The sequence below is a fragment of the Halomonas terrestris genome (assembly GCF_049166755.1).
Classification (GTDB): Bacteria; Pseudomonadota; Gammaproteobacteria; order Pseudomonadales; family Halomonadaceae; genus Halomonas.
The window spans coordinates 41,462-68,331 of the sequence record NZ_JBMHFZ010000014.1; the positions used below are offsets into that span (position 1 = coordinate 41,462).

At 68.0% G+C, this 26,870-nt stretch carries 20 protein-coding genes; 10 read left to right on the forward strand and 10 right to left on the reverse strand.

Going from position 1 to position 26,870, the window contains the following annotated elements:
* Positions 1-30: 30 nt before the first annotated feature.
* The 6 genes from ACOMD9_RS13725 to ACOMD9_RS13750 form a co-directional block, all read right to left on the reverse strand.
* Positions 31-1,206 carry a JmjC domain-containing protein gene (locus ACOMD9_RS13725; RefSeq protein WP_421415853.1) on the reverse strand — a complete coding sequence of 392 codons (1,176 nt, stop codon included), beginning with the start codon at positions 1,204-1,206 and terminating at the stop codon, positions 31-33.
* A gap of 198 nt (positions 1,207-1,404) precedes the next feature.
* Positions 1,405-2,769, reverse strand: coding sequence for an adenylosuccinate lyase (gene purB / locus ACOMD9_RS13730; protein WP_421416002.1), 1,365 nt, complete (start codon positions 2,767-2,769; stop codon positions 1,405-1,407).
* Positions 2,770-2,825: 56 nt separating this feature from the next.
* Positions 2,826-3,467, reverse strand: coding sequence for a high frequency lysogenization protein HflD (hflD, locus tag ACOMD9_RS13735; RefSeq protein ID WP_421415856.1), 642 nt, complete (start codon positions 3,465-3,467; stop codon positions 2,826-2,828).
* Positions 3,464-4,576 (reverse strand): tRNA 2-thiouridine(34) synthase MnmA, encoded by a 1,113-nt coding sequence (mnmA, locus tag ACOMD9_RS13740; RefSeq protein WP_421415858.1) that lies wholly within the window; start codon positions 4,574-4,576, stop codon positions 3,464-3,466. The genes hflD and mnmA overlap by 4 nt, the downstream gene beginning before the upstream one ends.
* Positions 4,577-4,735: 159 nt before the next feature.
* Entirely contained in the window at positions 4,736-5,185 is a 450-nt protein-coding gene (locus tag ACOMD9_RS13745; RefSeq protein ID WP_421415861.1) for an NUDIX domain-containing protein, read from the reverse strand.
* Positions 5,182-5,805, reverse strand: a complete 624-nt coding sequence (locus ACOMD9_RS13750; protein WP_421415864.1) for a pseudouridine synthase — start codon at positions 5,803-5,805, stop codon at positions 5,182-5,184. The genes ACOMD9_RS13745 and ACOMD9_RS13750 overlap by 4 nt, the downstream gene beginning before the upstream one ends.
* A gap of 118 nt (positions 5,806-5,923) precedes the next feature.
* Here ACOMD9_RS13750 and icd point away from each other — a divergent pair, with 118 nt between their 5' ends.
* The 3 genes from icd to clpA all read left to right on the forward strand — a co-directional run bounded on the left by icd (position 5,924) and on the right by clpA (position 10,139).
* Positions 5,924-7,180, forward strand: a complete 1,257-nt coding sequence (gene icd, locus ACOMD9_RS13755) for an NADP-dependent isocitrate dehydrogenase (RefSeq protein WP_421415865.1) — start codon at positions 5,924-5,926, stop codon at positions 7,178-7,180.
* A gap of 212 nt (positions 7,181-7,392) precedes the next feature.
* Positions 7,393-7,722, forward strand: a complete 330-nt coding sequence (gene clpS / locus ACOMD9_RS13760; protein ID WP_421415867.1) for an ATP-dependent Clp protease adapter ClpS — start codon at positions 7,393-7,395, stop codon at positions 7,720-7,722.
* A 140-nt stretch (positions 7,723-7,862) separates the two neighbouring features.
* On the forward strand, positions 7,863-10,139 hold the full coding sequence (clpA, locus tag ACOMD9_RS13765) for an ATP-dependent Clp protease ATP-binding subunit ClpA (protein WP_421415869.1): 2,277 nt from the start codon (positions 7,863-7,865) through the stop codon (positions 10,137-10,139).
* 105 nt (positions 10,140-10,244) lie between these two features.
* Here the strand turns inward: clpA and infA are convergent, their stop codons facing one another.
* From infA to aat, 3 genes are all read right to left on the reverse strand, one after another.
* Positions 10,245-10,463: a translation initiation factor IF-1 gene (gene infA, locus ACOMD9_RS13770; protein WP_013332816.1), complete on the reverse strand. Its 219-nt coding sequence runs from the start codon at positions 10,461-10,463 to the stop codon at positions 10,245-10,247.
* 143 nt (positions 10,464-10,606) lie between these two features.
* Entirely contained in the window at positions 10,607-11,344 is a 738-nt protein-coding gene (locus ACOMD9_RS13775; RefSeq protein ID WP_421415874.1) for an arginyltransferase, read from the reverse strand.
* A gap of 2 nt (positions 11,345-11,346) precedes the next feature.
* Positions 11,347-12,099: a leucyl/phenylalanyl-tRNA--protein transferase gene (gene aat, locus ACOMD9_RS13780; RefSeq protein ID WP_421415877.1), complete on the reverse strand. Its 753-nt coding sequence runs from the start codon at positions 12,097-12,099 to the stop codon at positions 11,347-11,349.
* Positions 12,100-12,266: 167 nt separating this feature from the next.
* On the opposite strand from aat, the gene ACOMD9_RS13785 reads away from it, so the two are divergent.
* Positions 12,267-15,380, forward strand: coding sequence for a DNA translocase FtsK (locus ACOMD9_RS13785; RefSeq protein WP_421415880.1), 3,114 nt, complete (start codon positions 12,267-12,269; stop codon positions 15,378-15,380).
* Between the two features lie 129 nt (positions 15,381-15,509).
* Positions 15,510-16,139 carry an outer membrane lipoprotein periplasmic chaperone LolA gene (gene lolA, locus ACOMD9_RS13790; protein WP_421415882.1) on the forward strand — a complete coding sequence of 210 codons (630 nt, stop codon included), beginning with the start codon at positions 15,510-15,512 and terminating at the stop codon, positions 16,137-16,139.
* A gap of 281 nt (positions 16,140-16,420) precedes the next feature.
* Here lolA and ACOMD9_RS13795 read toward each other — a convergent pair whose 3' ends face one another.
* Positions 16,421-17,770: a replication-associated recombination protein A gene (locus ACOMD9_RS13795; protein WP_421415885.1), complete on the reverse strand. Its 1,350-nt coding sequence runs from the start codon at positions 17,768-17,770 to the stop codon at positions 16,421-16,423.
* A 220-nt stretch (positions 17,771-17,990) separates the two neighbouring features.
* Here ACOMD9_RS13795 and ACOMD9_RS13800 point away from each other — a divergent pair, with 220 nt between their 5' ends.
* The 5 genes from ACOMD9_RS13800 (at position 17,991) to ACOMD9_RS13820 (ending at position 26,817) form a co-directional block, all read left to right on the forward strand.
* Positions 17,991-18,536, forward strand: a complete 546-nt coding sequence (locus ACOMD9_RS13800; RefSeq protein ID WP_421416005.1) for a hemerythrin domain-containing protein — start codon at positions 17,991-17,993, stop codon at positions 18,534-18,536.
* A gap of 176 nt (positions 18,537-18,712) precedes the next feature.
* On the forward strand, positions 18,713-19,489 hold the full coding sequence (murI, locus tag ACOMD9_RS13805) for a glutamate racemase (RefSeq protein ID WP_421415888.1): 777 nt from the start codon (positions 18,713-18,715) through the stop codon (positions 19,487-19,489).
* A gap of 46 nt (positions 19,490-19,535) precedes the next feature.
* The gene (gene trmA, locus ACOMD9_RS13810; protein WP_421415890.1) at positions 19,536-20,642 is read left to right on the forward strand and encodes a tRNA (uridine(54)-C5)-methyltransferase TrmA; all 1,107 of its coding nucleotides are present in this window, start codon (positions 19,536-19,538) and stop codon (positions 20,640-20,642) included.
* 189 nt (positions 20,643-20,831) lie between these two features.
* The gene (locus ACOMD9_RS13815) at positions 20,832-25,673 is read left to right on the forward strand and encodes an NAD-glutamate dehydrogenase (RefSeq protein WP_421415892.1); all 4,842 of its coding nucleotides are present in this window, start codon (positions 20,832-20,834) and stop codon (positions 25,671-25,673) included.
* Positions 25,674-25,788: 115 nt separating this feature from the next.
* Positions 25,789-26,817 (forward strand): quinone-dependent dihydroorotate dehydrogenase, encoded by a 1,029-nt coding sequence (locus ACOMD9_RS13820; protein ID WP_421415894.1) that lies wholly within the window; start codon positions 25,789-25,791, stop codon positions 26,815-26,817.
* Positions 26,818-26,870 lie beyond the last annotated feature (53 nt).

Genomic DNA, 26,870 nt, shown 5'->3' on the forward strand with positions numbered 1-26,870 from the left:
CATGCTCGGGGCTGATGCGGTGGCAGGCCGTCACTCCTCGAACTCGTCCGCCCAGGCCAGGCTGCCGGCATCCAGCAGGGCGGCCAGCAGCTCGGCGGCACCGGGCAGGGCCAGCGTCTCGGCGTCCAGCGGGGCGTCGGAGGCCAGGTGCCGGGCCAGCGGCAGGGCGCAGGCGACGCCGTCGCCGTCGGCGAACAGCGTGGCGTGCTCGTCGTCCAGGGCTCGCCAGGCGAAGCGCGAACCGGGGCTGCGCTGCAGTGCCTCGCCTTCCTGTAGTGCAGCAACAAGCGCGTCGGGCTCGGTGGGCGTTTCGCTGGCCACGAGCTGGTCGACGTACTTGGGCTGGGTCATCACCCGGCCGAACCACTGGGCCAGCTGGGCCGGGTCGTCGAGGGTCTCGAGGATCAGGGCACGCATCCGTGCGACCGCGGCGTCGTCGAGCTCGGCCGGATCCATCGGCGGGGCCATGCCAGCGTCGGAGTAGCGCCTCGAAGCGGGCAGCTGCTCGCCCAGGTAGTCGGCAAACGAGGTGATCGCCTCGTCGGCGGAGGGGGCGCGAAAGCCCACCGAGAGGGTCAGGCAGTCGTCGGACTGGCTGACGCCGTGGTGGGCCCAGCCGGGGGGCAGATAGAGCAGGTCGCCGGGTTCCAGCACCCAGTCGTCGCCATCCTCCACCGCGAAGCGCTCGAGGATGCGCAGGTCGATGCCGTCGAGGATCGGGGCGTCGTCGCCGACCCGCCCGCCCAGCTGCCAGCGGCGCTGGCCACTGCCCTGCAGCAGGAAGACATCGTACTGGTCGACATGGGGGCCGACGCTGCCGCCCGGCGGGGCGTAGCTGATCATGATGTCGTCGAGGCGCCAGCGGGGCAGGAAGGTGAAGGCCTCGAGCAGCTCGGCCACCTCGGGCACGTAGTGGTCCACGGCCTGCACGAGCAGGGTCCAGTCCCGCTCGGGCAGCCGGGCGAAGGTGCCCTCGTCGAAGGGACCGTGGCGGACCTGCCAGGGGCCGTCGGCACCGTGCTCCTCCACCAGGCGGGCCTCGATGCCCTCCTCGCAGGCGAGCCCGGCCAGCTCGTCGGGGTCCAGCGGGCATTCGAAGTCGGCAAGGGCGCCGCGGATCAGCAGCGGCTTCTGCTGCCAGTAGTCGCGCAGGAACTCGGCGGCGCTCAGGCCGCCGAGCATCGGGAGAGGCGAATCAGAGGACATGAGGACCACCTGTGTCCGGGATATGTTGAACCGCTTGGGTGTTCAGAATCGCGGCTTTCCCGGCGACAGGCCTTCGAGGAGGCGCTGTGAACCCATCCCTGGGCGCTACCGATTCCTTTCCTGGAATCGGACCTCCTCTTCGGCCTGTCCCCGGCGCCGCATGCCATGGCCACCAGCTTCCAGCTTCCAGCTTCCAGCTTAAAGCTTGCGAGCTTGCTCGCTGGCGTTGCCGATGTAGGTCGCCGGGCTCAATGCCTTCAGTTCGGTCTTCACCGCGTCCGGCAGTTCCAGCGTATCGATGAAGGCGGCGAAGCCGGCCTGGTCGATGCGCTTGCCGCGGGTCAGCTCCTTGAGCTTCTCGTAGGGCTTCTCGATGCCGTAGCGGCGCATCACCGTCTGGATCGGCTCGGCGAGCACCTCCCAGCTGGCGTCCAGATCCTCGGCGATACGCGCCGGGTTGGCCTCGAGCTTGCCGATCCCCTTGAGCGAGGCCTCGTAGGCGATCAGGCCGTAGGCCAGGCCGACGCCCAGGTTGCGCAGCACCGTGGAGTCGGTGAGGTCGCGCTGCCAGCGGGAGATCGGCAGCTTCTGGGCCAGGTGGCCGAGGATGGCGTTGGCCAGCCCCAGGTTGCCCTCGGAGTTCTCGAAGTCGATGGGGTTGACCTTGTGGGGCATGGTCGAGGAGCCGATCTCGCCCTCGACGGTCTTCTGCTTGAAGTAGCCCAGCGAGATATAGCCCCAGACATCGCGATCGAAGTCGATGAGGATGGTGTTGAAGCGACACACGGCGTCGAACAGCTCGGCGATGTAGTCGTGGGGCTCGATCTGGGTGGTGTAGGGATTGAAGGTCAGCCCCAGGCCCTCGACGAAGGTGCGGGCGTTGGCCTCCCAGTCCACCTCCGGGTAGGTGGCCAGGTGCGCATTGTAGTTGCCCACCGCGCCGTTGATCTTGCCGAGGATCTCGACGCCCTCGATCAGCGTGAGCTGGCGACGCAGGCGATAGGCGACGTTGGCCATCTCCTTGCCCAGGGTGGTGGGGCTCGCCGTCTGGCCGTGGGTCCGCGAGAGCATCGGCAGGGCGGCGTGCTCGTGGGCCAGTGTGGCGATGGCATCGGCCACCCGGTGCATCACCGGCAGCAGGCTCCGCAGGCCGTCGGTCAGCATCACGCCGTGGGAGAGGTTGTTGATGTCCTCGCTGGTGCAGGCGAAGTGCACGAATTCGGTGATCGCATGCAGCTCCGGGGACTCGGCGATGCGCTCCTTGATGAAGTACTCCACCGCCTTGACGTCGTGGTTGGTGGTGCGCTCGATCTCCTTGATGCGTTCGGCATCCGCCACCGAGAAGTCGCGGATCATCGCCTCCAGGAAGGCGGTGGCCTCGGCGGAGAGCGGCGGCACCTCGGTGATGCCTGGCAGTTCGGCGAGGCGCTGGAGCCAGCGGATCTCGACGATGACCCGGGCGCGGATCAGGCCGAATTCGCTGAAGTGCTCGCGCAGGGTCTCGGCCTTGGCGGCGTAGCGGCCGTCGACGGGGGAGAGGGCGGTAAGGGCGGAGAGAGGCAGGTGCATGGGTCGGGTTTCCGGTGCGGTGTGGAGATGGACGGGCTCGGGAAATGGGGTCAGCCCAGCTGGTCCAGGGCCTTCTTCAGGGCACTGCGCTGGAAGACCAGCTTCCAGCGTCGGCCACCCTGCTGGTGCCAGAGCAGGGCGAAGCGGATGCCGGCGAGCAGGATGGCGCGGACCCGCTCGGGCATCATGCGGCTCTGCAGCAGCGACGGGTCGCCCTGGACCACGATGCGGGTCTTGAAGGTCGAGAGCGTCTCCTGGTAGGCCTCGCCGAGGCTGGCGATGACGTTCTCGTGGGTCGCGTCGAAGTGTTCGGCCTGGCCCTGGATGCGGGTCAGGCGGCTGCCGAGGTCGCTCATCATGGCATCGCTCCTGCGCAGCTTGTTCATCAGCAGCAGCAGCGAGAAGCCGTAGCGCAGTACCACGGGATTGGCCTGCTTGCGGCCCACCACGGCCTCGAGGACCTCGAGGCCGCGACGCAGGTTGTTGGGGTGACCGCCGTAGATCGCCTCGAAGCTGTCGGGGTTGGTGTCCAGGGTGGCGCGGATCAGGGTCTCCCAGGCGCGGGGGTCGACCTGGCCGGTGCGGGCCAGCTCGTCGACCAGGCTGGCGGCCTGGAAGACGCCGGCCAGGGCCAGGGCCTGCCTGGCCACCGGGGTGTCGGGAGCGCGGTGGATCGGGGTCGAGGCGGTCATTCGGCACGCTCCTTGGCGTTCCAGGTGTCACGGATCACCCCGCCGCCGAGGCAGATCTCGCCATCGTAGAGCACCAGGGACTGGCCCGGGGTCACGGCGCGCTGCGGGGCGTCGAAATGGACCTCGACGCCGCCATCGTCCCGGGTGTGCATCGCGCAGGGCACATCGGACTGGCGGTAGCGGGTCTTGGCGGTGAAGCGCCCCTCGGTGGCGGGCGGCTCGCCGGCCACCCAGTCCATGGCCTCGGTGGCCAGCGCGTCGGTGTAGAGCAGCGGGTGGTGCTTGCCCTGCACGGCGACCAGCACGTTGCGCTCGAGGTACTTGGCGGCCACGTACCAGGGCTCCTCGGGGTGGTTGGCGAGCCCGCCGATGCCCAGGCCCTGGCGCTGGCCCAGGGTGTAGTACATCAGCCCCATGTGCTCGCCGATCACCTCGCCCTCGGGGGTCTCGATCACGCCGGGCTGGGCCGGCAGGTACTGCTGCAGGAAGTCGCGGAAGCGGCGCTCGCCGATGAAGCAGATGCCTGTCGAATCCTTCTTCCTGGCGGTCACCAGGTCGTGGCGCTCGGCGATGGCGCGCACCTCGGGCTTCTCCAGCTCGCCCACCGGGAAGAGGGTGCGGGCGATGGCGGCCTCGGGCACGGCATGCAGGAAATAGCTCTGGTCCTTGTTGGCATCGAGGCCCTTGAGCAGCCGGGGACGGCCATTCCTGACCCCCTGGCGCACATAGTGGCCGGTGGCGATCTTCTCGGCGCCGAGCATCTCGGCGTACTCGAGGAACACCTTGAACTTGATCTCGCGGTTGCAGAGGATATCCGGGTTGGGCGTGCGCCCCGCCTGGTACTCGGCCAGGAAGTGCTCGAAGACGTTGTCCCAGTACTCCGCGGCGAAGTTGGCGGTGTGCAGCCGGATGCCGAGCTTCTCGCAGACGGCCTCGGCGTCGGCCAGGTCGGCCTTGGCGGTGCAGTACTCGGTGCCGTCGTCCTCGTCCCAGTTCTTCATGAACAGGCCTTCCACGTCGTAGCCCTGCTCGAGCAGCAGCAGGGCGGAAACGGACGAGTCGACGCCGCCGGACATGCCGACGATCACCTTGCCTGGGGTGGCGGTCATGGGCGCTCTCGGAATCGGTGGATGCTAAATGGGGCGAGATTATACCTGAATCGAGCGTGAAGCTCGAAGCTGTAAGAGCGGCGCTTCGCACCTGGAAGCTGGAAGAAAAAACCTTGACCCCGGAGTTGGCGCGATCATGCGGGTCCGCGCGAGGCGCGGCTAGCGCTCGTGGATCACGTCCATGGGAAAGAACTTCCCGGCCAGGGCGTCGCGGATGCGGCGCAGCACCAGGGGGCTTCTCAGCCGCCCCTGGCGTTCCAGCTCCTCGACTTCTTCGAGGGTCAGCCAGTGCACGGCGTGGATGGCCGGGTCCAGGTCGTTGCCGAGGTGGGCCAGCGCCATGCCGAAGAAGCCATGGCTGTGGAAGGTGCTGCCGTCGGGAGCCTCGAAGACGTACATGCCGAGATAGTCGGTGACCCCGACCCGCCAGGCGGTCTCCTCGCCCACCTCCCGCAGGACGGCCTCCTTGATGCGTTCGCCGGGCTCGAGGTGGCCCGCCGGCTGGTTGAAGAGGGTGTGGGGGCCGCCATGATCCTCCTCGACCATCAGGAAGGCGCCGGCGCGCTCCACCACGCAGGCCACGGTGACATGGGGATGCCAGCGACTCATCGGCGGCCTCCCCTGTGGCGTGTCGGAGTGGTCCCGCCGGGACGGGGCCTGCCGGCGCGGGGTGCATGCAGGGTCTCGCGGCGCCACTCGCCGGGGGCCAGGCCGTCGAGCCGCCAGGGGCCGATGGCCACGCGCACCAGGCGCAGGGTGGGGTGGCCGACATGGGCGGTCATGCGCCGCACCTGGCGATTGCGCCCCTCGCTGATGGTCAGCTCCAGCCAGCTGGTGACCGGGTGGCGCTTCGCCTCCAGCGGCGGGTCGCGCTCGGGGAGCCCTCCGGCCGCCAGGCGTCGGACCTTCGCCGGCCGGGTGCGGCCATCCTTCAGCCGTACGCCGTCGCGCAGCGCCTGCAGGGCGGCATCGCTGGGGTGGCCTTCCACCTGGACCCGGTAGGTCTTGGGCTGCTTGTGGCGGGGGTCGCTGATGCGGTGGATCAGCTCGCCGTCGTCGGACAGCAGCAGCAGGCCCTCGGAGTCGTAGTCGAGGCGGCCGGCGGCATAGATGCCGGGCACGTCGATCACGTCGGCCAGGGTGGCGCGGCGTTCGCCGTCACCGGCCCCGGGGTCGGTGAACTGGGAGAGCATGCGATAGGGCTTGTGCAGCAGATAGAGAGCGCTCATTCGACCAAGGTCTTGCTACCATGGATTGTCGACAAATCTGCCTCCAAGCCTACTCCGATCGATCGGGTGAATGCTATACTCCGCGCTCCACTGAACAGACCAGACAGGGGAGTTCTCAATGGGGTTCCAGAAAATCGTCGTCCCTGAGGGCGGCCAGAAGATCACCGTCAACGCCGACAACACCCTGAACGTGCCGAATGAGCCGGTCATCCCGTTCATCGAGGGTGACGGCATCGGCGTCGACGTGACGCCGGCCATGAAGATCGCCATCGACTCCGCCGTGCAGAAGGCCTACAACGGCGAGCGCAAGATTCACTGGATGGAGGTCTACGCCGGTGAGAAGGCTACCCAGGTCTACGATGCCGACACCTGGCTGCCGGAAGAGACCCTGGAAGCCGTCAAGGACTACGTCGTCTCCATCAAGGGCCCGCTGACCACCCCCGTGGGCGGTGGCATCCGTTCCCTGAACGTGGCCCTGCGCCAGAAGCTGGACCTCTATGTCTGCCAGCGTCCGGTGCGCTGGTTCGAGGGCGTGCCGAGCCCGGTCAAGAAGCCGGCCGACGTGGACATGGTCATCTTCCGCGAGAACTCCGAGGACATCTACGCCGGCATCGAGTGGAAGGCCGGCACCCCGGAAGCCGACAAGGTGATCAAGTTCCTCCGCGAGGAGATGGGGGTCACCAACATCCGCTTCCCCGAGAACTGCGGCATCGGCGTCAAGCCGGTTTCCGTCGAGGGCACCAAGCGTCTGGTGCGCCAGGCCCTGCAGTACACCATCGACAACGACCGTGAGTCGCTGACCCTGGTGCACAAGGGCAACATCATGAAGTTCACCGAAGGGTCCTTCAAGGACTGGGGCTACGAGCTCGCCAAGGAGGAGTTCGGCGCCGAGCTGCTCGACGGCGGCCCCTGGATGACCATGAAGAACCCCAAGACCGGCAAGGACATCGTCATCAAGGACGTCATCGCCGACGCCATGCTGCAGCAGATCCTGCTGCGTCCGGCCGAGTACGACGTCATCGCCACCCTGAACCTCAACGGTGACTACCTCTCCGACGCGCTGGCGGCCGAGGTGGGCGGTATCGGCATCGCGCCGGGCGCCAACCTCTCCGACGCCGTGGCCATGTTCGAGGCCACCCACGGCACCGCACCCAAGTATGCCGGCCAGGACAAGGTCAACCCGGGCTCGCTGATCCTCTCCGCCGAGATGATGCTGCGCCACATGGGCTGGGTCGAGGCCGCCGACCTGGTGCTCAAGGGCATGGAGAAGGCCATCTCCAAGGGCGAGGTCACCTATGACTTCCATCGCCTGATGGACGATGCCAAGCTTCTCAAGTGCTCCGAGTTCGGCCAGGCCGTCGCCGACAACATGTAAGTCGCGGCGTCGAGCCCGGGGCCCCCGTCCGCCGCATGGTGGGCGGGGGCCCTTTGCGTTGAACCCCGGTGAGTGAACCCCGTCGGCCCCGTGGCGTCCAAACACGGTTGAGGCCTACCCTGGCGGCCGGCTTGTCGAGATGGATAGTGGCTCTTATGTTCAAGACAGAAGGGGAAGCGTGGCGTGAGTGGCACGCTTCGATCCGTGGAGGCATGACCCGTCCTCCCGAGCCCGGCGAGGAGGGCGACGACGACCTGGCGGTGCAGAGCGCCGAGCCGGAGCTGGCGCGCCCGCCGATGTACAAGGTGGTGTTGCATAACGATGACTTCACCCCCATGGAGTTCGTGGTGGAGGTGTTGCAGACCTTCTTCCAGATGGACAGCGAGACGGCGGTGCAGGTCATGCTGACGGTGCACACCCAGGGCAAGGCCACCTGCGGCATCTTTACCCGCGACATCGCGGAAACCAAAAGCCATCAGGTCAATCAATACGCAAGAGAGTGTCAGCATCCGCTGCTGAGCGACATCGAGGCGGTGGACTGATCCCGGACATGGTCGCGAAGGGAGATGGATGTGGGCCGTTGGGCGAGGAGACTTGCAACGGCAGCGTTTGTGCCCGATGTTGATGATGCCGGACCTTGAAAGATCCGACGCAAGCCCTAGGCGGCGAGAAGGGGACTGCCATGCTGAGCAAAGAACTTGAACTGACCCTGAACACGGCCTTCACCGTGGCGCGCTCCAAGCGCCACGAGTTCATGACCGTGGAGCACCTGCTGCTGGCTCTGCTGGACAATGCCTCCGCGGCGGATGTGCTGAGGGCCTGCGGGGCCAACCTCGACAAGCTGCGGTCCGACCTGCAGGATTTCATCAACTCCACGACACCGCTGATCCCCGAGGACCAGAGTGATCGCGAGACCCAGCCGACCCTGGGTTTCCAGCGCGTGCTGCAGCGCGCCGTCTTCCATGTGCAGTCCTCGGGCAAGAGCGAGGTCACCGGCGCCAACGTGCTGGTGGCGATCTTCTCCGAGCAGGAGAGCCAGGCGGTCTACTTCCTCAAGCAGCAGAACGTGGCCCGGGTCGATGCCGTCAACTACATCGCCCATGGTATCTCCAAGGTGGCCGGCCACGGCCAGAGCCCCTCGTCCCCCTCTCCCGAGTCCGAGGAGGCCGAGGAGGGCAATGGCGAGACCAGCGCCAACCCGCTGACCGGCTATGCCACCAACCTCAACGAGCAGGCCCGCATGGGCAAGATCGACCCGCTGATCGGTCGCGAGCACGAGCTCGAGCGGGTGGTGCAGATCCTCGCGCGCCGGCGCAAGAACAACCCGCTGCTGGTCGGCGAGGCCGGCGTGGGCAAGACGGCCATCGCCGAGGGGCTGGCCAAGCGCATCGTCGAGGAGGACGTCCCCGAGGTGATCGGCGATGGGGTGGTCTATGCCCTCGACATGGGTGCGCTGCTGGCCGGCACCAAGTATCGCGGCGATTTCGAGAAGCGGCTCAAGGGCCTGCTCGCCGAGCTCAAGAAGCAGCCCAACGCCATCCTCTTCATCGACGAGATTCACACGGTGATCGGCGCCGGGGCGGCCTCGGGCGGGGTGATGGACGCCTCCAACCTCCTCAAGCCGCTGCTCTCCTCCGGCGAGCTGCGCTGCATCGGCTCCACCACCTTCCAGGAGTTCCGCGGCATCTTCGAGAAGGACCGGGCGCTGGCGCGCCGTTTCCAGAAGGTCGATGTCATGGCGCCCTCGGTGGAGGACACCATCCGTATCCTCAAGGGGCTGCGGTCGCGCTTCGAGGAGCACCACCAGCTCAAGTACACCGATGCGGCCCTGGAGAGTGCGGCGCGCCTGGCGGATCGCTACATCAACGACCGCCACCTGCCCGACAAGGCCATCGACGTGATCGACGAGGCCGGTGCCCACCAGCGGCTGCTGCCGCCGGAGGTGCGGGTCGATACCATCGACGTCGACCAGGTCGAGGCGGTGGTGGCCTCCATCGCGCGGATCCCGCCGAAGAGCGTCTCCAGCTCCGACCGCAAGCTGCTCGAGAACCTCGATCGCGACCTCAAGATGCTGGTATTCGGCCAGGACGAGGCGATCGACAGCCTGGCGGCGGCCATCAAGCTGTCGCGGGCCGGCCTCAAGTCGCCGGACAAGCCGGTGGGCAGCTTCCTGTTTGCCGGTCCCACCGGCGTCGGCAAGACCGAGGTGGCTCGCCAGCTGTCGAGGATCATGGGCATCGAGCTGGTGCGTTTCGACATGTCCGAGTACATGGAGCGCCACACGGTGTCACGGCTGATCGGCGCGCCCCCGGGCTATGTCGGCTACGACCAGGGCGGCCTGCTCACCGAGGCGATCACCAAGCACCCGCACTGCGTGCTGCTGCTCGACGAGATCGAGAAGGCGCATCCGGAAGTCTTCAACCTGCTGCTGCAGGTGATGGACCACGGCCGCCTGACCGACAACAACGGTCGCGAGGCGGACTTCCGCCACGTGATCCTGATCATGACCTCCAATGCCGGGGTCGAGCTGGCCACGCGTCGCTCCATCGGCTTCCAGCACCAGGATCACTCCACCGACGCCATGGAGGCGATCCGCAAGACCTTCTCGCCGGAGTTCCGCAATCGCCTGGATGGCATCATCCAGTTCCACTCCCTGCCCACCTCGGTGGTGCGCAGCGTGGTGGACAAGTTCCTGGTGGAACTGCAGGCACAGCTCGACGAGAAGCGGGTCCAGCTCGACGTGGACGAGTCGGCTCGCGACTGGCTGGCCGAGAAGGGCTACGATCCCGACATGGGGGCCCGCCCGATGGGTCGCCTGATCCAGGAGAAGCTCAAGAAGCCGCTGGCGGAGATGATCCTGTTCGGCGAGCTCTCCGAGCACGGCGGGGTGGTGCACGTCAGCCTGGAGGACGGCGAGCTGCACCTCTCCACCGAGGCGGAGCTTGCCGACGCCCCCTGATCACGGTGCGGCTGCACGACGACACGGCGCCCTGTCTGCGGACGGGGCGCTGCTCGTTTCGTGGTCGCGAGCGCAGGCGCGGTGATCAGCGCCGGGCGTGCAGGGTCAGCGTGAACGGTAGACGATGCGACCCTTGGAGAGGTCGTAGGGAGTCAGCTCGACCTTGACCTTGTCGCCGGTGAGGATACGGATGTAGTTCTTGCGCATCTTGCCCGAGATATGGGCAGTCACCACGTGGCCGTTTTCCAGCTCCACGCGGAACATGGTGTTGGGAAGGGTATCGACGACGACGCCTTCCATTTCGATATGGTCTTCACGTGCCATATAGGCGGTTCCTCGCTGATGATGATGGTGCGATGCGACAGCGGCATGCATGAGATGCCCGTGCCGACAGAATAGCGCGGTATTGTGCCGCATGCCGGGCGCCAAGGCAAAAAAGCGTGGCTCGGCGGGCCGCGGAAAGGCGGTCAGAGGGGAATGGTGCGCCGCCAGTGGCGTCCGTCGAGCATCTCCAGCGGGCGGAAGGCCTGCTTGTAGTTCATCTTGCGGCACTCGCGGATCCAGTAGCCCAGGTAGACGTGGGGCAGGCCCAGGGCGCGGGCCCGCTCCACCAGCGAGAGCACGGCGAAGGTGCCCAGCGAGCGCCGCTCCATCTCCGGGTCGGGATCGAAGAAGGTGTAGATCGCCGAGAGCCCGTGTTCCAGCTGGTCGTAGGCCGCCACGGCCACCAGCCGGCCGTCGAGGCGAAACTCCAGCAGCCGGGCATACTCCTGGTCGAGGGTCAGGAAGGTGCGGTACTGCTCGTGGCTCGGGGGGTACATGTCGCCATCGGCATGGCGGGTGCGGATATAGTGGGCGTAGAGCGCGTAGTGCTCGCTGTCGAAGATCGCCGGGCGCACGTGGAGGCTGAGGTCGGCATTGCGCCGGGCGAGCCGGCGCTGGCTACGGCTCGGGGCGAAGTCGGCCACCGGGATGCGCACCGAGATACAGGCGCTGCAGCCCTCGCAGTGCGGGCGATAGAGGTGTCGCCCGCTGCGCCGGAAGCCCAGCAGTGCCAGGGCGTCGTAGACCCCCTGGCCGGGCGATTCCTGGGGATCGAGGAACAGGGTGGTCGCCTCGCGTCCCTCGAGATAGCTGCAGGCATGCGGCACGGTGAGGAAGAAGCGCAGGTCTCGCACCGGCTGCCGGGGTGTGTTGCTGCTCACGGCTACCCCCTCTCTAGCGTCGATTGGCGTGCCGCACCGAGGCGCTCGAATGACCAGCGGGGCGGGATGATGGAGGCGCCTTCCTCCGCAACCTCCGGTGGCTTGCCCAGCCACTTCTCAAGATAGCCGATGAAGTCGGCCCGGGCGATGTCCCTGGCACCGAGGCTGGCCAGGTGGGCGGTGTGCATCTGGCAGTCGATCAGCCGGCCGTCGCCCTCCTGCATGGCCCGGGCCAGGTGCACCAGGGCGACCTTGGAGGCATCCGGCTCCCGGGAGAACATCGATTCACCGAAGAACACCGGGCCGAGCGCGACGCCATAGAGACCGCCCACCAGCTGCTCGCCGCGCCACACCTCCAGCGAGTGGGCCGCGCCGAGGTGATGCAGGCGTCCATAGGCCTCGCGCATGGCATCGGTGATCCAGGTGCCGGGCTGGTGATGCCGGGGGCCGGCACAGGTCGCGACCACCTCGTCGAAGGCGGTGTCGGCGGTGACACGGAAGCCACCGTTGCGCAACCGCTTGGCGAGGCTGCGGCGGACGCGCATCTCGCCGGGGAACAGCACCATGCGCGGGTCGGGGCTCCACCACAGGATCGGCTGGTCGTCGCTGTACCAGGGGAAGATCCCGCGGCGATAGGCGGCGAGCAGCCAGGCCGGGCTCAGGCCTCCCCCCACGGCCAGCAGGCCGTCGGGATCGCGCAGGGCCTGGTCGACGGGGGGGAAGTGCACGGGATGATCGGCAAGCCAGGGCAGCATCGTGGATGGAATCCTCGCGGGACTGGGACCCCAAGTGTGACGCCCGCCGCGACACGGCTCAAGATGCTTCGCGATGGCGCGGGCCCCTGTGATGGCAAGCACTTGCTCGGTATGATTGGTGCGATGGAAACGGAAGACGCCAACTGTGGCGCAAGGGGGATGGCCGCTTGAGTGTCAATAAGAAGGTCTCGCCACGTCGCGTGAGTGCGGCCCATGCCAGGGAAACGGCGAAGCGCTTCGGCCTGCGGCTGCAGGGGGCGGCACGGGAAGGCGTGGCGATCATGCTGCTGGCGACCTGTGTCTTCCTGCTGCTGGCGCTGTTCAGCTTCGAGCCCGGGGATCCGGGCTGGTCGCGCAGCGGCCCGGAAACCGACGTCGCCAACTGGATGGGGCCGATCGGTGCCTGGCTCGCCGACGTGCTCTACTCGCTGTTCGGCGTCAGTGCCCTGTGGTGGCCCGGCATGCTGGGCGTCGCTGCCTGGTGGCTGATCCGCTCCCGGCAGGTGCACCTGGAGTGGGACGCCACCGCCCTGGCGGTGCGCAGCGGTGGCCTGGTGCTGCTGCTGCTCGGCACCACCAGCCTCGGCGCGTTGCACTTCTACAACCCGGACAGCCTGTTGCCCTACTCATCGGGTGGCATCCTCGGCGAGGGGCTGGTCGGTGCCCTGGTGCCGCTGGTCGGGGTCGGCGGCACCGGCCTGATGGCGCTGGCGGCGATGCTCTGCGGCTTCCCGCTGTTCACCGGGCTGTCATGGTTCATGGTGATGGACGAGCTCGGCCACCGAGCCCTGGGGCTCTGGCAGCGACTGGCCGTCCCCTTCGGCTTCTCCTCCGACCGGCGCGAGCCGCGTCAGGCCGAGCGTGACGAGGCCGAGGCCAGGGCGGCCCCGGCCGAGGTGCCCGAGGCCGATACCGAGGAGGAGTTGCCGTCTCGGCGACGCTGGTGGCAGCGCCTGCTGCCCGGTCGCCGCGGTGAGCCGGCCCTCGAGCTGGCGGGGGCGGCTCGCCGCGAGCCTGGCTTCGGCAACGATGGCGACACCGAGATTCCCTGGGAGGTGCCCGAGCACACCCCCTCCGCCAAGCGCCCGGAGGCGGCCTACAGCGCCCGTGCGTCCGCCCCGTCACCGGACGGCAGGGTGGCCGCAGGCACGGCGTCAGCGGCCGCCGCGGCGGCATCTGGCCCCGGTGCCGCCCATCCCTTCCGCGAGTCCCAGGCCGGCGGTCCCCGGCGGGTGCCGGAGACGGTGCCCGAGCCGGTGCTGCCCGACGACGACGAGGCGCCCCCGGCCTGGAGCGGGCCGTCGCTGCGGGCCAGCCGCGACGACGACCCCCTGGCGGCCCCGGCCGCTGTCGACGAGCAGCGGGAGGCGCCTGCCTCTACTGCCGCGGACCCGGAGGTCGAACCGCCACCGCCGGCCTGGGCCTCCTCGGGCTCGTCCCCGCATTCGCCGGTGCGCGACGGCGGGCGGCGTGAGCCGGGCCTGGTCGACTGGCAGGAGGCCGACTGGGAGGACGACGGCGACGAACCGCGACTGGGCTGGGAAGAGCCGCAGGAAGAGGACGAACTGTCGACCTCCGGGCCGACGGTCGCCGCTGCACCCGCCGACGATGCCGGGGGAGTGGCCGGCAGGGACGCCCCCGAGGCGGATACCCCGGGGCGGGTTGCCACCGCCGAGCAGGGGCGCGAGGCGGCCGACCAGCCCGATGGCCCCACCCTCTGGACCGTGGAACACCTGCAGAGCCAGCGCCCGCTGTTCGACGAGTTGCCCGACCCCGACGGCGAGCTGCCGAGCCTGCGCCTGCTGACGCCGCCCCAGGCCCACCAGCCCAACTACACGGATGCGCAGCTGGCCGAGATGGCCGAGTTGCTCGAGGTGCGGCTGCGCGAATACGGGGTCAAGGCCGAGGTGGTCGACACCTGGCCGGGGCCGGTGATCACCCGCTTCGAGATCAAGCCCGCGGCGGGGGTGAAGGTCTCCAAGATCAGCAACCTGGCCAAGGACCTGGCGCGCTCGCTGATGGTCAAGAGCGTGCGCGTGGTGGAGGTGATCCCCGGCCGGCCCACGGTGGGCATCGAGATTCCCAACCCCAAGCGGGCGATGATCCGCCTGCGCGAGGTGATCGACTCCGACCGCTACCAGCAGGAGGCCTCGGCCCTGACCCTGGCGCTGGGCCAGGACATCGGCGGCGGCCCGGTGGTGGCCAACCTGGGCAAGATGCCCCACCTGCTGGTGGCGGGCACCACCGGCTCGGGCAAGTCGGTGGGGGTCAACGCCATGCTGATCTCCATGCTGCTCAAGGCCACCCCCGACGAGCTGCGCATGATCATGGTCGACCCCAAGATGCTGGAACTTTCGGTCTACGACGGCATCCCGCATCTGCTGGCGCCGGTGGTCACCGACATGAAAGAGGCCGCCAACGCCCTGCGCTGGTGCGTGGCCGAGATGGAGCGCCGCTACAAGCTGATGGCCTCCATGGGCGTGCGCAACATCGCCGGCTTCAACGCCAAGCTCGACGAGGCCGAGCGGGCGGGGGCCCAGGTGGCCGACCCCCTGTGGGAGCCCCAGCCCTGGGAGATGCACCAGACGCCACCCGTGCTCGAGAAGCTCCCCTACATCGTCGTGGTGATCGACGAGTTCGCCGACATGTTCATGATCGTCGGCAAGAAGGTCGAGGAACTGATCGCGCGCCTGGCCCAGAAGGCCCGGGCCGCCGGCATCCACCTGATACTGGCCACCCAGCGTCCCTCGGTGGACGTGGTCACCGGCCTGATCAAGGCCAACATTCCCACGCGCATGGCCTTCCAGGTCTCCTCGCGGGTCGACTCGCGCACCATCCTCGACCAGGGCGGCGCCGAGAACCTGCTGGGCCACGGCGACATGCTCTACCTGCCGGCGGGGTCCGGCCTGCCGACCCGGGTCCACGGCGCCTTCGTCGACGATGACGAGGTGCACCGGGTGGTGGAGGACTGGAAGCGTCGCGGCGAGCCGGAGTACATCGACGAGATCCTCTCCGGCGGCGTCTCCGCCGAGGCACTCACAGGCCTGGAGGCCGAAGGTGTCGACGGCGACGATGCCGAGCAGGATGCCCTCTACGACGAGGCGGTGGCCTTCGTCACCGAGTCGCGCCGGGCCTCCATCTCGGCGGTGCAGCGCCGCTTCAAGATCGGCTACAACCGGGCCGCCCGCCTGGTCGAGGCCATGGAGATGGCCGGGGTTGTCTCCACCATGGGCACCAACGGCGCCCGCGAGGTGCTCGCGCCTCCGCCGGCGGGGAACTGAACCCGTGCGGTGCGGCACCGCGCAACCATGCAGCAATGATGAAAGCGTCGGCGGGCATGCAACCCGCCGAGGCTCCCTTGGTCCGAGTGACAGGATTCCATGATGGACCCGTCCAGGGAGACAGAGACGATGACCATGAAGAAGACCCTTGCCGCCTTGGCCCTGACGTTTGCCGTGCCGGTGTCGGCTCTCGCCAGCGAGGGCGCCGAGCGCCTGACCCGCATTCTCGAGCCGCTGCAGACCTACGAGGCCGCCTTCGAGCAGCAGATCCTCGACGGCAGCGGCGAGCGCCTGCAGGAGGCCAGCGGCCGCATGTGGCTGTCGCGTCCCGGCAAGTTCCGCTGGGAGGTCGATGCGCCCTACCAGCAGGAGGTGGTCTCCGATGGCCAGGAGGTCACTCTGTACGACCCCGACCTGGAGCAGGTCACGGTGCAGGCACTGGACCAGCGGGTGACCCATACGCCGGCCCTGCTGCTCTCGGGCAGTGCCAGCGAGTTGACCGACAGCTACGACGTCAGCCGCCAGCAGCAGGGCAGCGCCGAGACCTTCACCCTGTTGCCGAAGTCCGCCGATACCCTGTTCGAGGAACTGAAGATGACCTTCCGAGGCGAGCGCCTGACCACCCTGCAGATGGTCGACAGCACCGGCCAGGAGACCGCCATCGAGTTCCGCGACGTGCAGATGAACGGGGCCATCGACGACGGCATCTTCGCCTTCGAGATTCCCGACGGCACCGACGTGATCCGCGATACGCACTGAACCCGGGCTTCGCCCGGAGCTGTAAGCTATAAGCTTTAAGCTGTAAGAGAATCGCCCCCGTGGTCCTGCCACGGGGGCGATCCGTTTCAGGCTGTTGACGGTTTATGGCCCCTAGGGGGGCAGACCCCGGCGGTGTCGAATCCGCTCGCAAGACGCACCATGACGGGCTTCGCGACTTGGCTGGGGTCTGACCCCATAGGGGCGGCCTCGGCGCCTTTTTCGGCGAACGTGCTGCCATCGTCGTGATATCCGTGGCGATCGGCACAGTTCGGTCTCGGTGGTTACTCTCCCGGATCTCCCTCGTCCGCCCGGGCATCCAGCTCCTCCCGCCAGGCCATGAGCTGGCCGTAGCGCTTCTCCTGGCCGTATTCCGTCGGCTGGTAGAAACGCTGGCGCGGGATCTCCTCGGGCCAGCAGTCGTGGGCGCTGCCGGCGGGATAGCCGTGGGGCTCCTGGTGGGCATAGCGATAGCCCTCGCCGTGGCCCAGTGACTCCATCAGCTTCGTCGGCGCGTTGCGCAGGTAGGTAGGCACCTCGAGGCTCGGCTGGGCGGCGACGAAGGTCTTGGCCTGCTTCCAGGCCTGGTCGATGGCGTTGCTCTTGGGCGCCACGGCGAGGTGGATAGCGGCATGGGCGATGGCCCGCTGGCCCTCGTGGTCGCCCAGGCGCAGGTAGGCGTCCCAGGCGGACATTACCAGTGGCAGGGCGCGCGGGTCGGCATTGCCCACGTCCTCGGAGGCGATGGCCGCCAGCCGCCGGATCACGTCCAGCGGGTCGCCGCCGCCCTGCATGAAGCGGGCGATGTAGAGCAGGGCGGCGTCGGGACGCGAGGAGCGTACCGACTTGTGGATCGCCGAGAGCAGGTCGTAGAAGTGGTCGCCCTGCTTGTCGAAGGCGCTGGCCTGGTGGCCGAGTACGTCCTCCAGCGCCTCGCGATGCAGGACCTCGCCGCCGTCCTCGGTGGGTTCGGCGAAGTCGCAGGCGGTCTCCAGCAGCCCCAGGGCGCGGCGGGCATCGCCGGCCGCGGCACGGGCCAGCAGCGCCAGCACCCCGTCGTCGACGACGATGGAGCGGCTGCCCAGGCCGCGTGACTCGTCGGCCAGGGCCCGTCGCATCACCTCCACCAGCTCTTCCTCGGTGAGCGACTTGAGCACATGGACCCGGGCGCGGGAGAGCAGCGCCGAGTTGACCTCGAAGGAGGGATTCTCGGTGGTGGCGCCGATCAGGGTCAGCAGGCCGGACTCCACATGGGGCAGCAGGGCGTCCTGCTGGCTCTTGTTGAGGCGGTGGATCTCGTCGAGGAACAGCAGGGTGTGCCGGCCCTGGCCCTGAGCGGCCCGGGCGCGATCCACCGCGGCGCGGATCTCCTTGACGCCTGCCATCACCGCCGAGAGGTGCTCGAGGTGGGCGCCGGACTCCGCGGCGAGAATCTCGGCCAGGGTGGTCTTGCCGGTGCCGGGCGGGCCCCACAGGATCATCGAGCGCACCACACCGGTCTCGGCCATGCGTCTCAGCGGCTTGTCGGGGCCCACCAGCGCCTGCTGGCCCACATAGTCGGCCAGCCGCCGCGGCCGCATGCGGAAGGCCAGTGGGGCGGCATCGTCGCTGGCGTCCTGCTGGAACAGATCCATGTCGGTCTCCCTGGTGAGCGGCTAGAGAAAGTCCGGGCGGGTGTCATCGGCAATGCGACCTTGGTCGATAGACAGCCCCGCCGAGAGGCACTAGCTTGATACAACGTCGTTTGGCGTGCCCCGGGTATTGCGCGGGCAGCTGAACCCAAGCCAGGATGGCGAATCCAACGAGGAATGCCTTCCACACATCGCTGACAGGAGAGGAGGCCACGACATGACCATGCTGACCCAGCTGCGTCGGGATCATGCCAATATGGCGCGCATGTTGCACGTTCTGCAGCTCAAGCAGAAGACCCTGTCGACCGGCGAGCGGCCCAACTTCCAGCTGGTGCGGGAGGTCGTCGACTATATCCTGGACTACATGGAGGGGTTCACCCTGCCGCTCGAGCGAATCTGCACCGAGCGGCTGCAGGAGAAGGCGCCCGAGAGCGGTGAGGTCACCGAACAGCTGGCCAAGGACTATCGGGGCCTGCGTGAACGCCTCAAGCGGCTCTCCGGTGACATCGACATGATCCTCATGGATGCGATCGTACCGATGGATCGCTTCTCCGACGACCTCAGGGCCTACCTCGAGAGCCATCGCGCCTACCTGCGCGACGAGCGCGAGCTGCTCTTTCCGCTGATCCAGCAGCACTTCGACGAACAGGAACTGCTGCATTTCGCCGAGTTGCTCCCGGAGGGGGCCACTGCCCAGCTGGAGCGGCTGCAGGAGGCCTACCCCGAGCTCTATGCCGAACTGCGCGAGGCGCCCGCCCCCATGGCCTGAGCCTGTCGTGTACGGGTCGTCGCTTCGGGTCATCGTCTCCCTGGGGTAGAATGCCTAGCCGAGAACGTATCGCCGGGACCCTGTACGATGCCAGCCAGCCTGCGCCATGCCACGCCATCCTCTCTCCCGACCCTCGTCCCTGAACGGACGAGGGTCGCGCGTCGTGGGGACGGCTGATGGCGGGGCCGATCCTGGTATTCGACTCCGGCGTCGGCGGCCTCTCGGTGGTCGCCGCCCTGCGCGAGCGCTTGCCTGGCGCGGCCCTGGCCTATGCCTGCGACAACGCCATGCTGCCCTACGGCCTCCGCGAGGACAGCTGGCTGGTTCAGCGCATCCTGGCGGTATGCGAGGCGGCGGTGGCGGCCAGCGGCTGTTGTGCGCTGGTGGTGGCCTGCAATACCGCCAGCACCCTGGCGCTGGATGCCCTGCGGGCGAGGCTTGCGGTGCCGGTGGTCGGTACCGTGCCGGCGATCAAGCCGGCGGCACGGCTGAGCACCACCCGCCATGTCGGCTTGCTGGCCACCAGCGCCACGGTATCACGCCCCTATACCCTGCAGCTGATCCGCGAGTTTGCCGCCGACTGCCGGGTGACCCGGGTCGCCGCCGATGCCCTGGTACGCGAGGCCGAGCGCTGGCTGGCCGGCGAACCGCCGGATCGTGACGTGATCCGCGCGGCCCTGGCGCCGCTGTGGGCCGATCCAGAGCTGGATACCGTGGTGCTGGGCTGTACCCACTTTCCTCTGCTGCGGGAGGTGCTGGCCGAGGTCGCGCCGCGGCGGGTCACCTGGATCGACTCCAGCGAGGCCATCGCCCGCCGCACCGCCCAGGTGGTAGCCGGCGTGGCGCCGCGAGAGGGCCCGGGGCCCAGCTTCGTGACGGCGCCGGACCCCCGGCTGAGGGCCGGCCTGGCGGCATTCGGCTTCGCCGAGCCGCACCTGCTGCACCTCGATTGAGCCGCCTCATTCGCTTCATCACCCTTTCATCACTACAGGAGGCCCCGTGGCCGTTCCCGTCGTCGACCCCGCCCGCTACGACCAGCAACTCGAGGCCAAGTGTCAGCGTATCAGGCGCGATTTCGCCCGCTTCTCCCCGCCGGCGCTGGAGGTATTCCCCTCGCCACCCAGCCACTACCGCCAGCGCTGCGAATTCCGGATCTGGCACGAGGGCGACGACCTCTTCCACGCCATGTTCGAAGTGGACCCCGAGGACCCCAGGCAGAAGACCGTGATTCGCCTGGACGACTACCCGGTGGCCAGTCGGCGGATCAACGAGCTGATGCCGCGACTGCTGGACGCCATCCGCGACGTCCCGCCGCTGCGGCGCAGGCTGTTCCAGGTCGAGTACCTCGTCACCCTGTCGGGCGAGGCGCTGATCACTCTGATCTACCACCGTCCGCTGGATGCGGAGTGGGAAGCCGAGGCGCGCCGGCTGCAGGCGACCCTGGGGGCGATGATCATCGGCCGCGCGCGCAAGCAGCGCCTGGTGCTCGAACGGGACCATGTCTGGGAGCGCCTCGAGGTGGAGGGGCGCGAGTTCGTCTACCAGCAGGTGGAGAACAGCTTCACCCAGCCCAATGCCGAGGTCTGCTGCTCGATGCTCGCCTGGGCGCGTGACGTGACCCGCGACAGCCAGGATGGCGACCTGGTGGAGCTCTACTGCGGCAACGGCAACTTCACCGTGGCGCTGGCCGAGAACTTCCGTCGCGTGCTCGCGACCGAGATCTCGCGCACCTCGGTCGCCAGCGCGCGGCAGAATCTCGCGGCCAACGGCCTGGGCAATGCGGTGGTGGGGCGCATGTCAGCCGAGGAGTTCTCGCAGGCCCTGAAGGGCGAAAAGGGCGGGAGACGGGTGGCCGAATGGGCGCTGGACGACTATGACTTCACCACCGTGCTGGTGGACCCGCCACGCGCCGGGCTCGACGACGCGAGTTGCCGGCAGCTCAGCGGCTATTCGCGTATCGTCTATATTTCATGCAACCCGGAGACACTGGCGGACAACCTGGAGACCCTGAGCCGAACGCATGACATCCGGCGCTTCGCCCTGTTCGACCAGTTTCCCTGGACCCATCACTGCGAGTGCGGGGTGCTGCTCGAGAGGTGCGCCTGATCGCCTTCCAGGCCCGGGAGGCGCGAGGGAAGTCAAGCGCTGATGCGCAACCGACATGCACCATGAGCAAGCCGGCAAGTCGCTGGGGACCGCCCGGGGAGTGGCGTAAGATCAGGGCAGGGTGGCCAGGAGGCCGCCGCGAACCATTCCCGGCCGCCGGATGGCGGCCGTTGGCAGCCGAGGTGATGGATGCAGCATGCAGCGAACGACGAACTCAAGCAGGATTTCTTCAAGCAGCTCACCGAGCGACTGGCCAGTCGACTGGATGATGACAAGGCCCGCGCGGTGGAGTCATTCGCCCGTTACTTCTACGCCACGGTGCCACACGATGACCTCGCCGACCGGCGACTGGATGACATCTATGGTGCCACCCTGTCGGTATGGCATTTCCTCCAGCATTTCGATCCCGCCTCGCCCAAGGTCCGGGTCTTCAACCCCGACTTCGAGGAGCACGGCTGGCAGTCGACACATACCTTCGTGGCGGTACTGCACGAGGACATGCCGTTCCTGGTCGACTCGGTGCGCATCGAGCTCAACCGGCGGGGGATCACCGTGCATGCGATCCACAACGCCGTGCTGGCGGTGGAGCGGGACGGGGAACACCACCTCGAGCGGGTGGCCTCGCCCCGCGAGTCGGGGGCGCCGGCATCCCGCGAGTCATTGATCGCCGTCGAGATCGACCGGCATACCGATCCCGCCGTCCTCGCCGACATCCAGGCCAGCCTGTACGACGTGCTGGTCGATGTGCGCACCGCGGTGGAAGATTTCGAGCCGATGCTGGATCAGGTCACCCGGGCGCTCGAGGAGCTGAAGTCCGTCTGCCCGGCCTCGATCGACCCCCAGGATCACCGCGAGGCCATCGCCTTTCTCGAATGGCTGCTTCGCGACAACTTCACCTTCCTCGGCTACGACGCCTACGAGATTGTCGAGAAGGGCGGCCACGAACGGCTGGAGAAGGTCGAGGGCAGCGAGTTGGGGGTCTTCCGGCTGGACCAGCCGCGCTATCGCGAGCGTATCCGCACCAATCTCGGGGTCGACGGCGACCGTTACGTGCTGGTGCCCCAGCTGCTGTCGTTCGCCAAGAGCGCCCACCATGCCCGGGTGCATCGCCCCACCTATCCCGACTACATCTCCATCGACCGCTATGACGAGCAGGGTCGGGTGATCGGCGAGCATCGCTTCCTCGGCCTGTTCACTGCCACGGTCTACAACGAGTCGCCGCGCAACGTGCCGATCCTGCGCCGCAAGCTCAAGGCGGTGATGGACATCTCCGGCTTCAACCCCAAGGGGCACAACGGCAAGCAGCTGCTGCAGATCCTCGAGGTCTACCCCCGCGACGACCTGTTCCAGATCGACACCGACGAGCTGGTCCAGACGGCACTGGGCATCCTCGACATCCGCGAGCGGCGCCGGGTCCGGCTGTTCGTGCGCGAGGACCACTTCGGCAAGTTCTACTCCTGCCTGGTCTTCGTGCCGCGGGATGTGTTCTCCACCGAACTGCGGCTGCGCATCCAGAAGCTGCTCTGCGAGGAGCTCGGCGCCACCTTCGGCGACTTCAACACCTACCTCTCCGAGTCGGTGCTGGCGCGCATCCAGTTCATCCTGCGCTTCGAGGGTGACCGGCCCGTCGAGTACGACCTCAGGCGCCTGGAGGGCAAGGTCGCCCAGCTGGCCCGGAACTGGCGTGACGACCTGCAGAGTGCCGCCATCGAGGGCTTCGGCGAGGAGCAGGCCAACCTGCTGATGGATCGCTTCCGCGATGCCTTCCCCGCCAGCTACCGCGACGACTTCAGTGCCCGGACGGCGGTCTACGACCTGCACCATATCAACGAGCTCGATGACGGCCTCCCGCTGGCCCTCTCCCTCTATCGCCTGGTCGAGGAGGAGGGCAGTGGCGTCAATCTCAAGCTCTTCCACCGCGATCACCCTATCCCGCTCTCCGATGTGCTGCCGATGATGGAGAACCTGGGCCTGAGGGTGATCGGCGAGCGCCCCTACGAGATACAGGCCAGTGATGCGACCTACTGGATCCATGACTTCGACCTGGAGCACCACACCAGGACCGAGGTCAACCTGCAGGAGATGCGGGGCCCCTTCATCGAGGCCTTCCAGCGCCTGTGGGTCGGCGAGGCGGACAACGACGCCTTCAACCGCCTGATCATCGGGGCCAACCTCGACTGGCGCGAGGTCGCGATGCTGCGCGCCTATGCCCGCTACCTGAAGCAGATCCGCTTCGGGGTCTCCCAGGATTACATGGCCACCACCCTGGCCAACCACCCCGAGATCACCCGCGAGCTGGTGGCGCTCTTCGAGCTGCGTTTCGACCCCGACGAGCGTCCCGACGAGAGCGAGATCGAGGCTTGCCAGCAGCGCATCGTGCGCCTGCTCGACGACGTGGCCAGCCTCAATGACGACCAGTTGCTGCGCCGCTACATGGAACTGATGATGGCGACCCTGCGCACCAACTACTACCAGAAGGGTGCCGACGGCCGTCACAAGGACTACATCGCCTACAAGCTGGACCCGTCGCAGGTCACCGGCATGCCCAAGCCGCGACCGGCCTACGAGATCTTCGTCTGCTCGCCGCGGGTCGAGGGGACCCACCTGCGGGGGGGCAAGGTGGCCCGCGGCGGGCTGCGCTGGTCCGACCGCCACGAGGATTTCCGTACCGAGATCCTCGGCCTGGTCAAGGCGCAGCAGGTCAAGAATGCGGTGATCGTGCCGGTGGGGGCCAAGGGGGGCTTCGTCTGCAAGCGCCTGCCCGAGGGCGGTGACCGTGACGCCCTGCAGCAGGAGGGCATCGCCTGCTACAAGACCTTCATCCGCGCCCTGCTCGACGTCACCGACAACCTGGAGGGAGGGGGCGTCGTGCCGCCGCGCGAGGTGGTGCGCCACGACGACGACGACCCCTACCTGGTGGTGGCGGCCGACAAGGGCACGGCTACCTTCTCCGACATCGCCAACGAGATCTCCACCGAGTACGGCCACTGGCTGGGCGACGCCTTCGCCTCCGGCGGCGCCAACGGCTACGACCACAAGAAGATGGGGATCACTGCCAAGGGGGCCTGGGAGTCGACGAAGCGTCACTTCCGCTGCCTGGACCTGGACACCCAGCGCGAGGCGTTCACCGTGGTGGGCATCGGCGACATGGGCGGTGACGTCTTCGGCAACGGCATGCTGCTCTCGGAGACGATCCGCCTGGTGGGCGCCTTCAACCACCTGCACATCTTCGTCGACCCCGACCCGGATGCCGCGGCGACCTTCGCCGAGCGCAAGCGGCTGTTCGAGCTGCCCCGCTCGAGCTGGGAGGACTTCGATGCCGGCCTGATCTCCGAGGGCGGCGGGGTGTTCAAGCGCAGCGCCAAGTCGATCCCGATCTCGAAGCAGATGAAGTCGGTGTTCGGTATCAAGTCGGACCGGCTACCGCCCAACGAGCTGATCCGGGCGATGCTCAAGGCCCCGGTCGACCTGCTCTGGAACGGCGGGATCGGTACCTACGTCAAGGGCAGCGGCGAGACCGACGCCGATGTGGGCGACAAGGCCAACGACGCGTTGCGCATCAATGGCTGCGACCTCAACTGCCGGGTGGTCGGCGAGGGCGGCAACCTGGGGCTCACCCAGCTCGGCCGCATGGAAGCCGCCGCCAAGGGGGTGCGGGTCAATACCGACTTCATCGACAACGCCGGTGGGGTGAATTGCTCCGACCACGAGGTCAACATCAAGATCCTCATCGACGAGGTGGTCAAGCGTGGTGACATGACCGGAAAGCAGCGCAACCAGCTGCTCGCCGACATGACCGACGAGGTCGCCGACCTGGTGATCCTCGACAACTACCGCCAGACCCAGGCGCTCGACCTCTCCGAGATCCTCTCGCGTCAGGGTATCGGCCCCTTCCGTCGCTTCATCAGCGAACTCGAGGCCGTCGGCCAGATCGACAGGGAACTCGAGTTCCTGCCTTCCGACGAGGAACTGCAGGAGCGGGCCGCGAATGAGCAGGGCATGCTGCTGCCCGAGCTCTCGGTGCTGATTTCCTACGCCAAGAGTGTCCTCAAGGGTGACCTGATCGCCTCCGATGTCCCGGATGATCCGACCATCGCGCAGCATGTCGAGCGCATCTTTCCCAGGGCGCTGGCGGAGCGCTTCCATGGCGAGATGTACGAGCACCGGCTGAAGCGCGAGATCGTGGCCACCCAGGTGGCCAACGACCTGGTCGACCACATGGGCATCGTCTTCGTGCGCCGGCTGATCGACTCCACCGGCGCCAGCCGCGCCGACATCGCCCGGGCCTATGTCATCGCCCGCGACAGCTTCCAGCTTTCCGCCCTGTGGGAGCAGATCGAGGCGCTGGACAACCAGGTGCCGAGCCGGGTGCAGTACTCGGTGATGCTCGATCTGATGCGCATGCTGCGTCGGGCGACCCGCTGGTTCCTGCGCCAGCGCCATGGCATGACCACCCAGGAGGCGATCGCCTACTTCGCCCCCCGCCTGGCCCAGCTGCGGGAGAGCATCGGCAAGCGACTGCGTGGTGAGGAGCGCGAGGCCTGGGAGGCCCGCCGCACGGAGCTGGTGGAGGCCGGCGTGCCCGAGGCCCTGGCATCCACCCTGGCGGCGTCCGGCAGCCTCTATGCGGCCCTCGGTATCATCCAGGCGGCACGCCAGACCGACGAGAAGCCCCAGCGGGTGGCCGAGGCGTTCTACGAGATCGGCGATCGCCTGGAGCTGCCGTGGATGATCCAGAAGATCACCGAGCTCAAGGTACGCGACAGCTGGCAGGCCCAGGCCCGCGAGACCTTCCGCGACGACATCGACCGCCAGCAGCTGGCCCTGACGGTGAGCGTGCTGGGCATGGAAGGCGGGCCCCGGGACCCCGTGGAGCGCGTCGGCCAGTGGCTGCAGCTCCACGAGGCCATGTACCAGCGCTGGTGCCGCCTGCTCGAGCAGGTGGGCAGCGGCAGCCAGGGCGGTTTCCCGCTGTTCGCCGTGGCGGTACGCGAACTGGTCGACCTGGCCGAGAGCAGCCGCGAGGCCTGACGCCCGAGGACCCGGCCGTGAACAAGAACCCCGCTGCGGCGGGGTTCGTCGTCTCCGGGCGAGCGGGCTGCTATAATCGCGCCTCGCTGTGCCCCCCTCGCCTCAGGAGATGCCCATGTATTCGCTCGCCCGCTCGTTGCTGTTCCGCCTCGATGCCGAGACCGCCCACGGGCTCGCGCTGTCGGGGCTGGATCTGGCCGGCCGGCTGGGACTCGCCGGGCGCCTGGCGGGGCCCCGGGTCGACGACCCGGTGGAGCTGATGGGGCTGCGCTTCCCCAACCGCGTGGGCCTGGCGGCGGGGCTCGACAAGAACGCCGACCACCTGGATGCCCTGGGAGCGCTGGGCTTCGGCTTCGTCGAGGTGGGCACCGTCACGCCCAGGCCCCAGGACGGCAATCCCCGTCCGCGGCTGTTTCGCCTGCCGGAAGCCGGCGCGATCATCAATCGCATGGGGTTCAACAATGCCGGGGTGGACCACCTGGTCGCACGGGTCCGGAAGAGCCGCTATGACGGGGTGATCGGCATCAACATCGGCAAGAACCTGACCACCCCGGTGGAGCAGGCCGTCGACGACTACCTGGCCTGCCTGCGCAAGGTGCACGCCCACGCCCACTACGTGACCGTGAACATCTCCTCGCCCAACACCCCGGGGCTGCGCAACCTGCAGTTCGGCGAGCACCTGGATGCCCTGCTCGGCGCACTGCGCGAGACGGGCCGGGCACTCGACCACGAGTCCGGTCGTCGCGTGCCGCTGGCGGTGAAGATCGCCCCGGACATGAGCGCCGAGGAGGTAGCCCTGGTGGCTCGGGCGCTCGAGGCCAATGCCATCGATGGGGTGATCGCCACCAACACCACGGTGTCCCGCGAGGCAGTGGCGGGTCTCGAGCATGGTGAGGAGCAGGGCGGGCTCTCCGGCCGGCCGGTCTTCGAGCCGTCGAATGCGGTGATTTGCGAGCTGCGCCGCCACCTGCCGACGTTGCCGATCATCGGCGTGGGTGGCATCGACAGCGGCGAGTCGGCGGTCGCGAAGGTGGCGGCGGGCGCCGACCTGGTGCAGCTCTACTCGGGCTTCATCTACCGTGGCCCGCGGCTGGTGGGGGAGTGTGCACGGGCGCTCAAGGCCAATGCCGAACAACACGGGTAGCCAGGAACCAAGAAGCCCGTGGCAGGACCACGGGCTCTATCGGTTGACCGTCA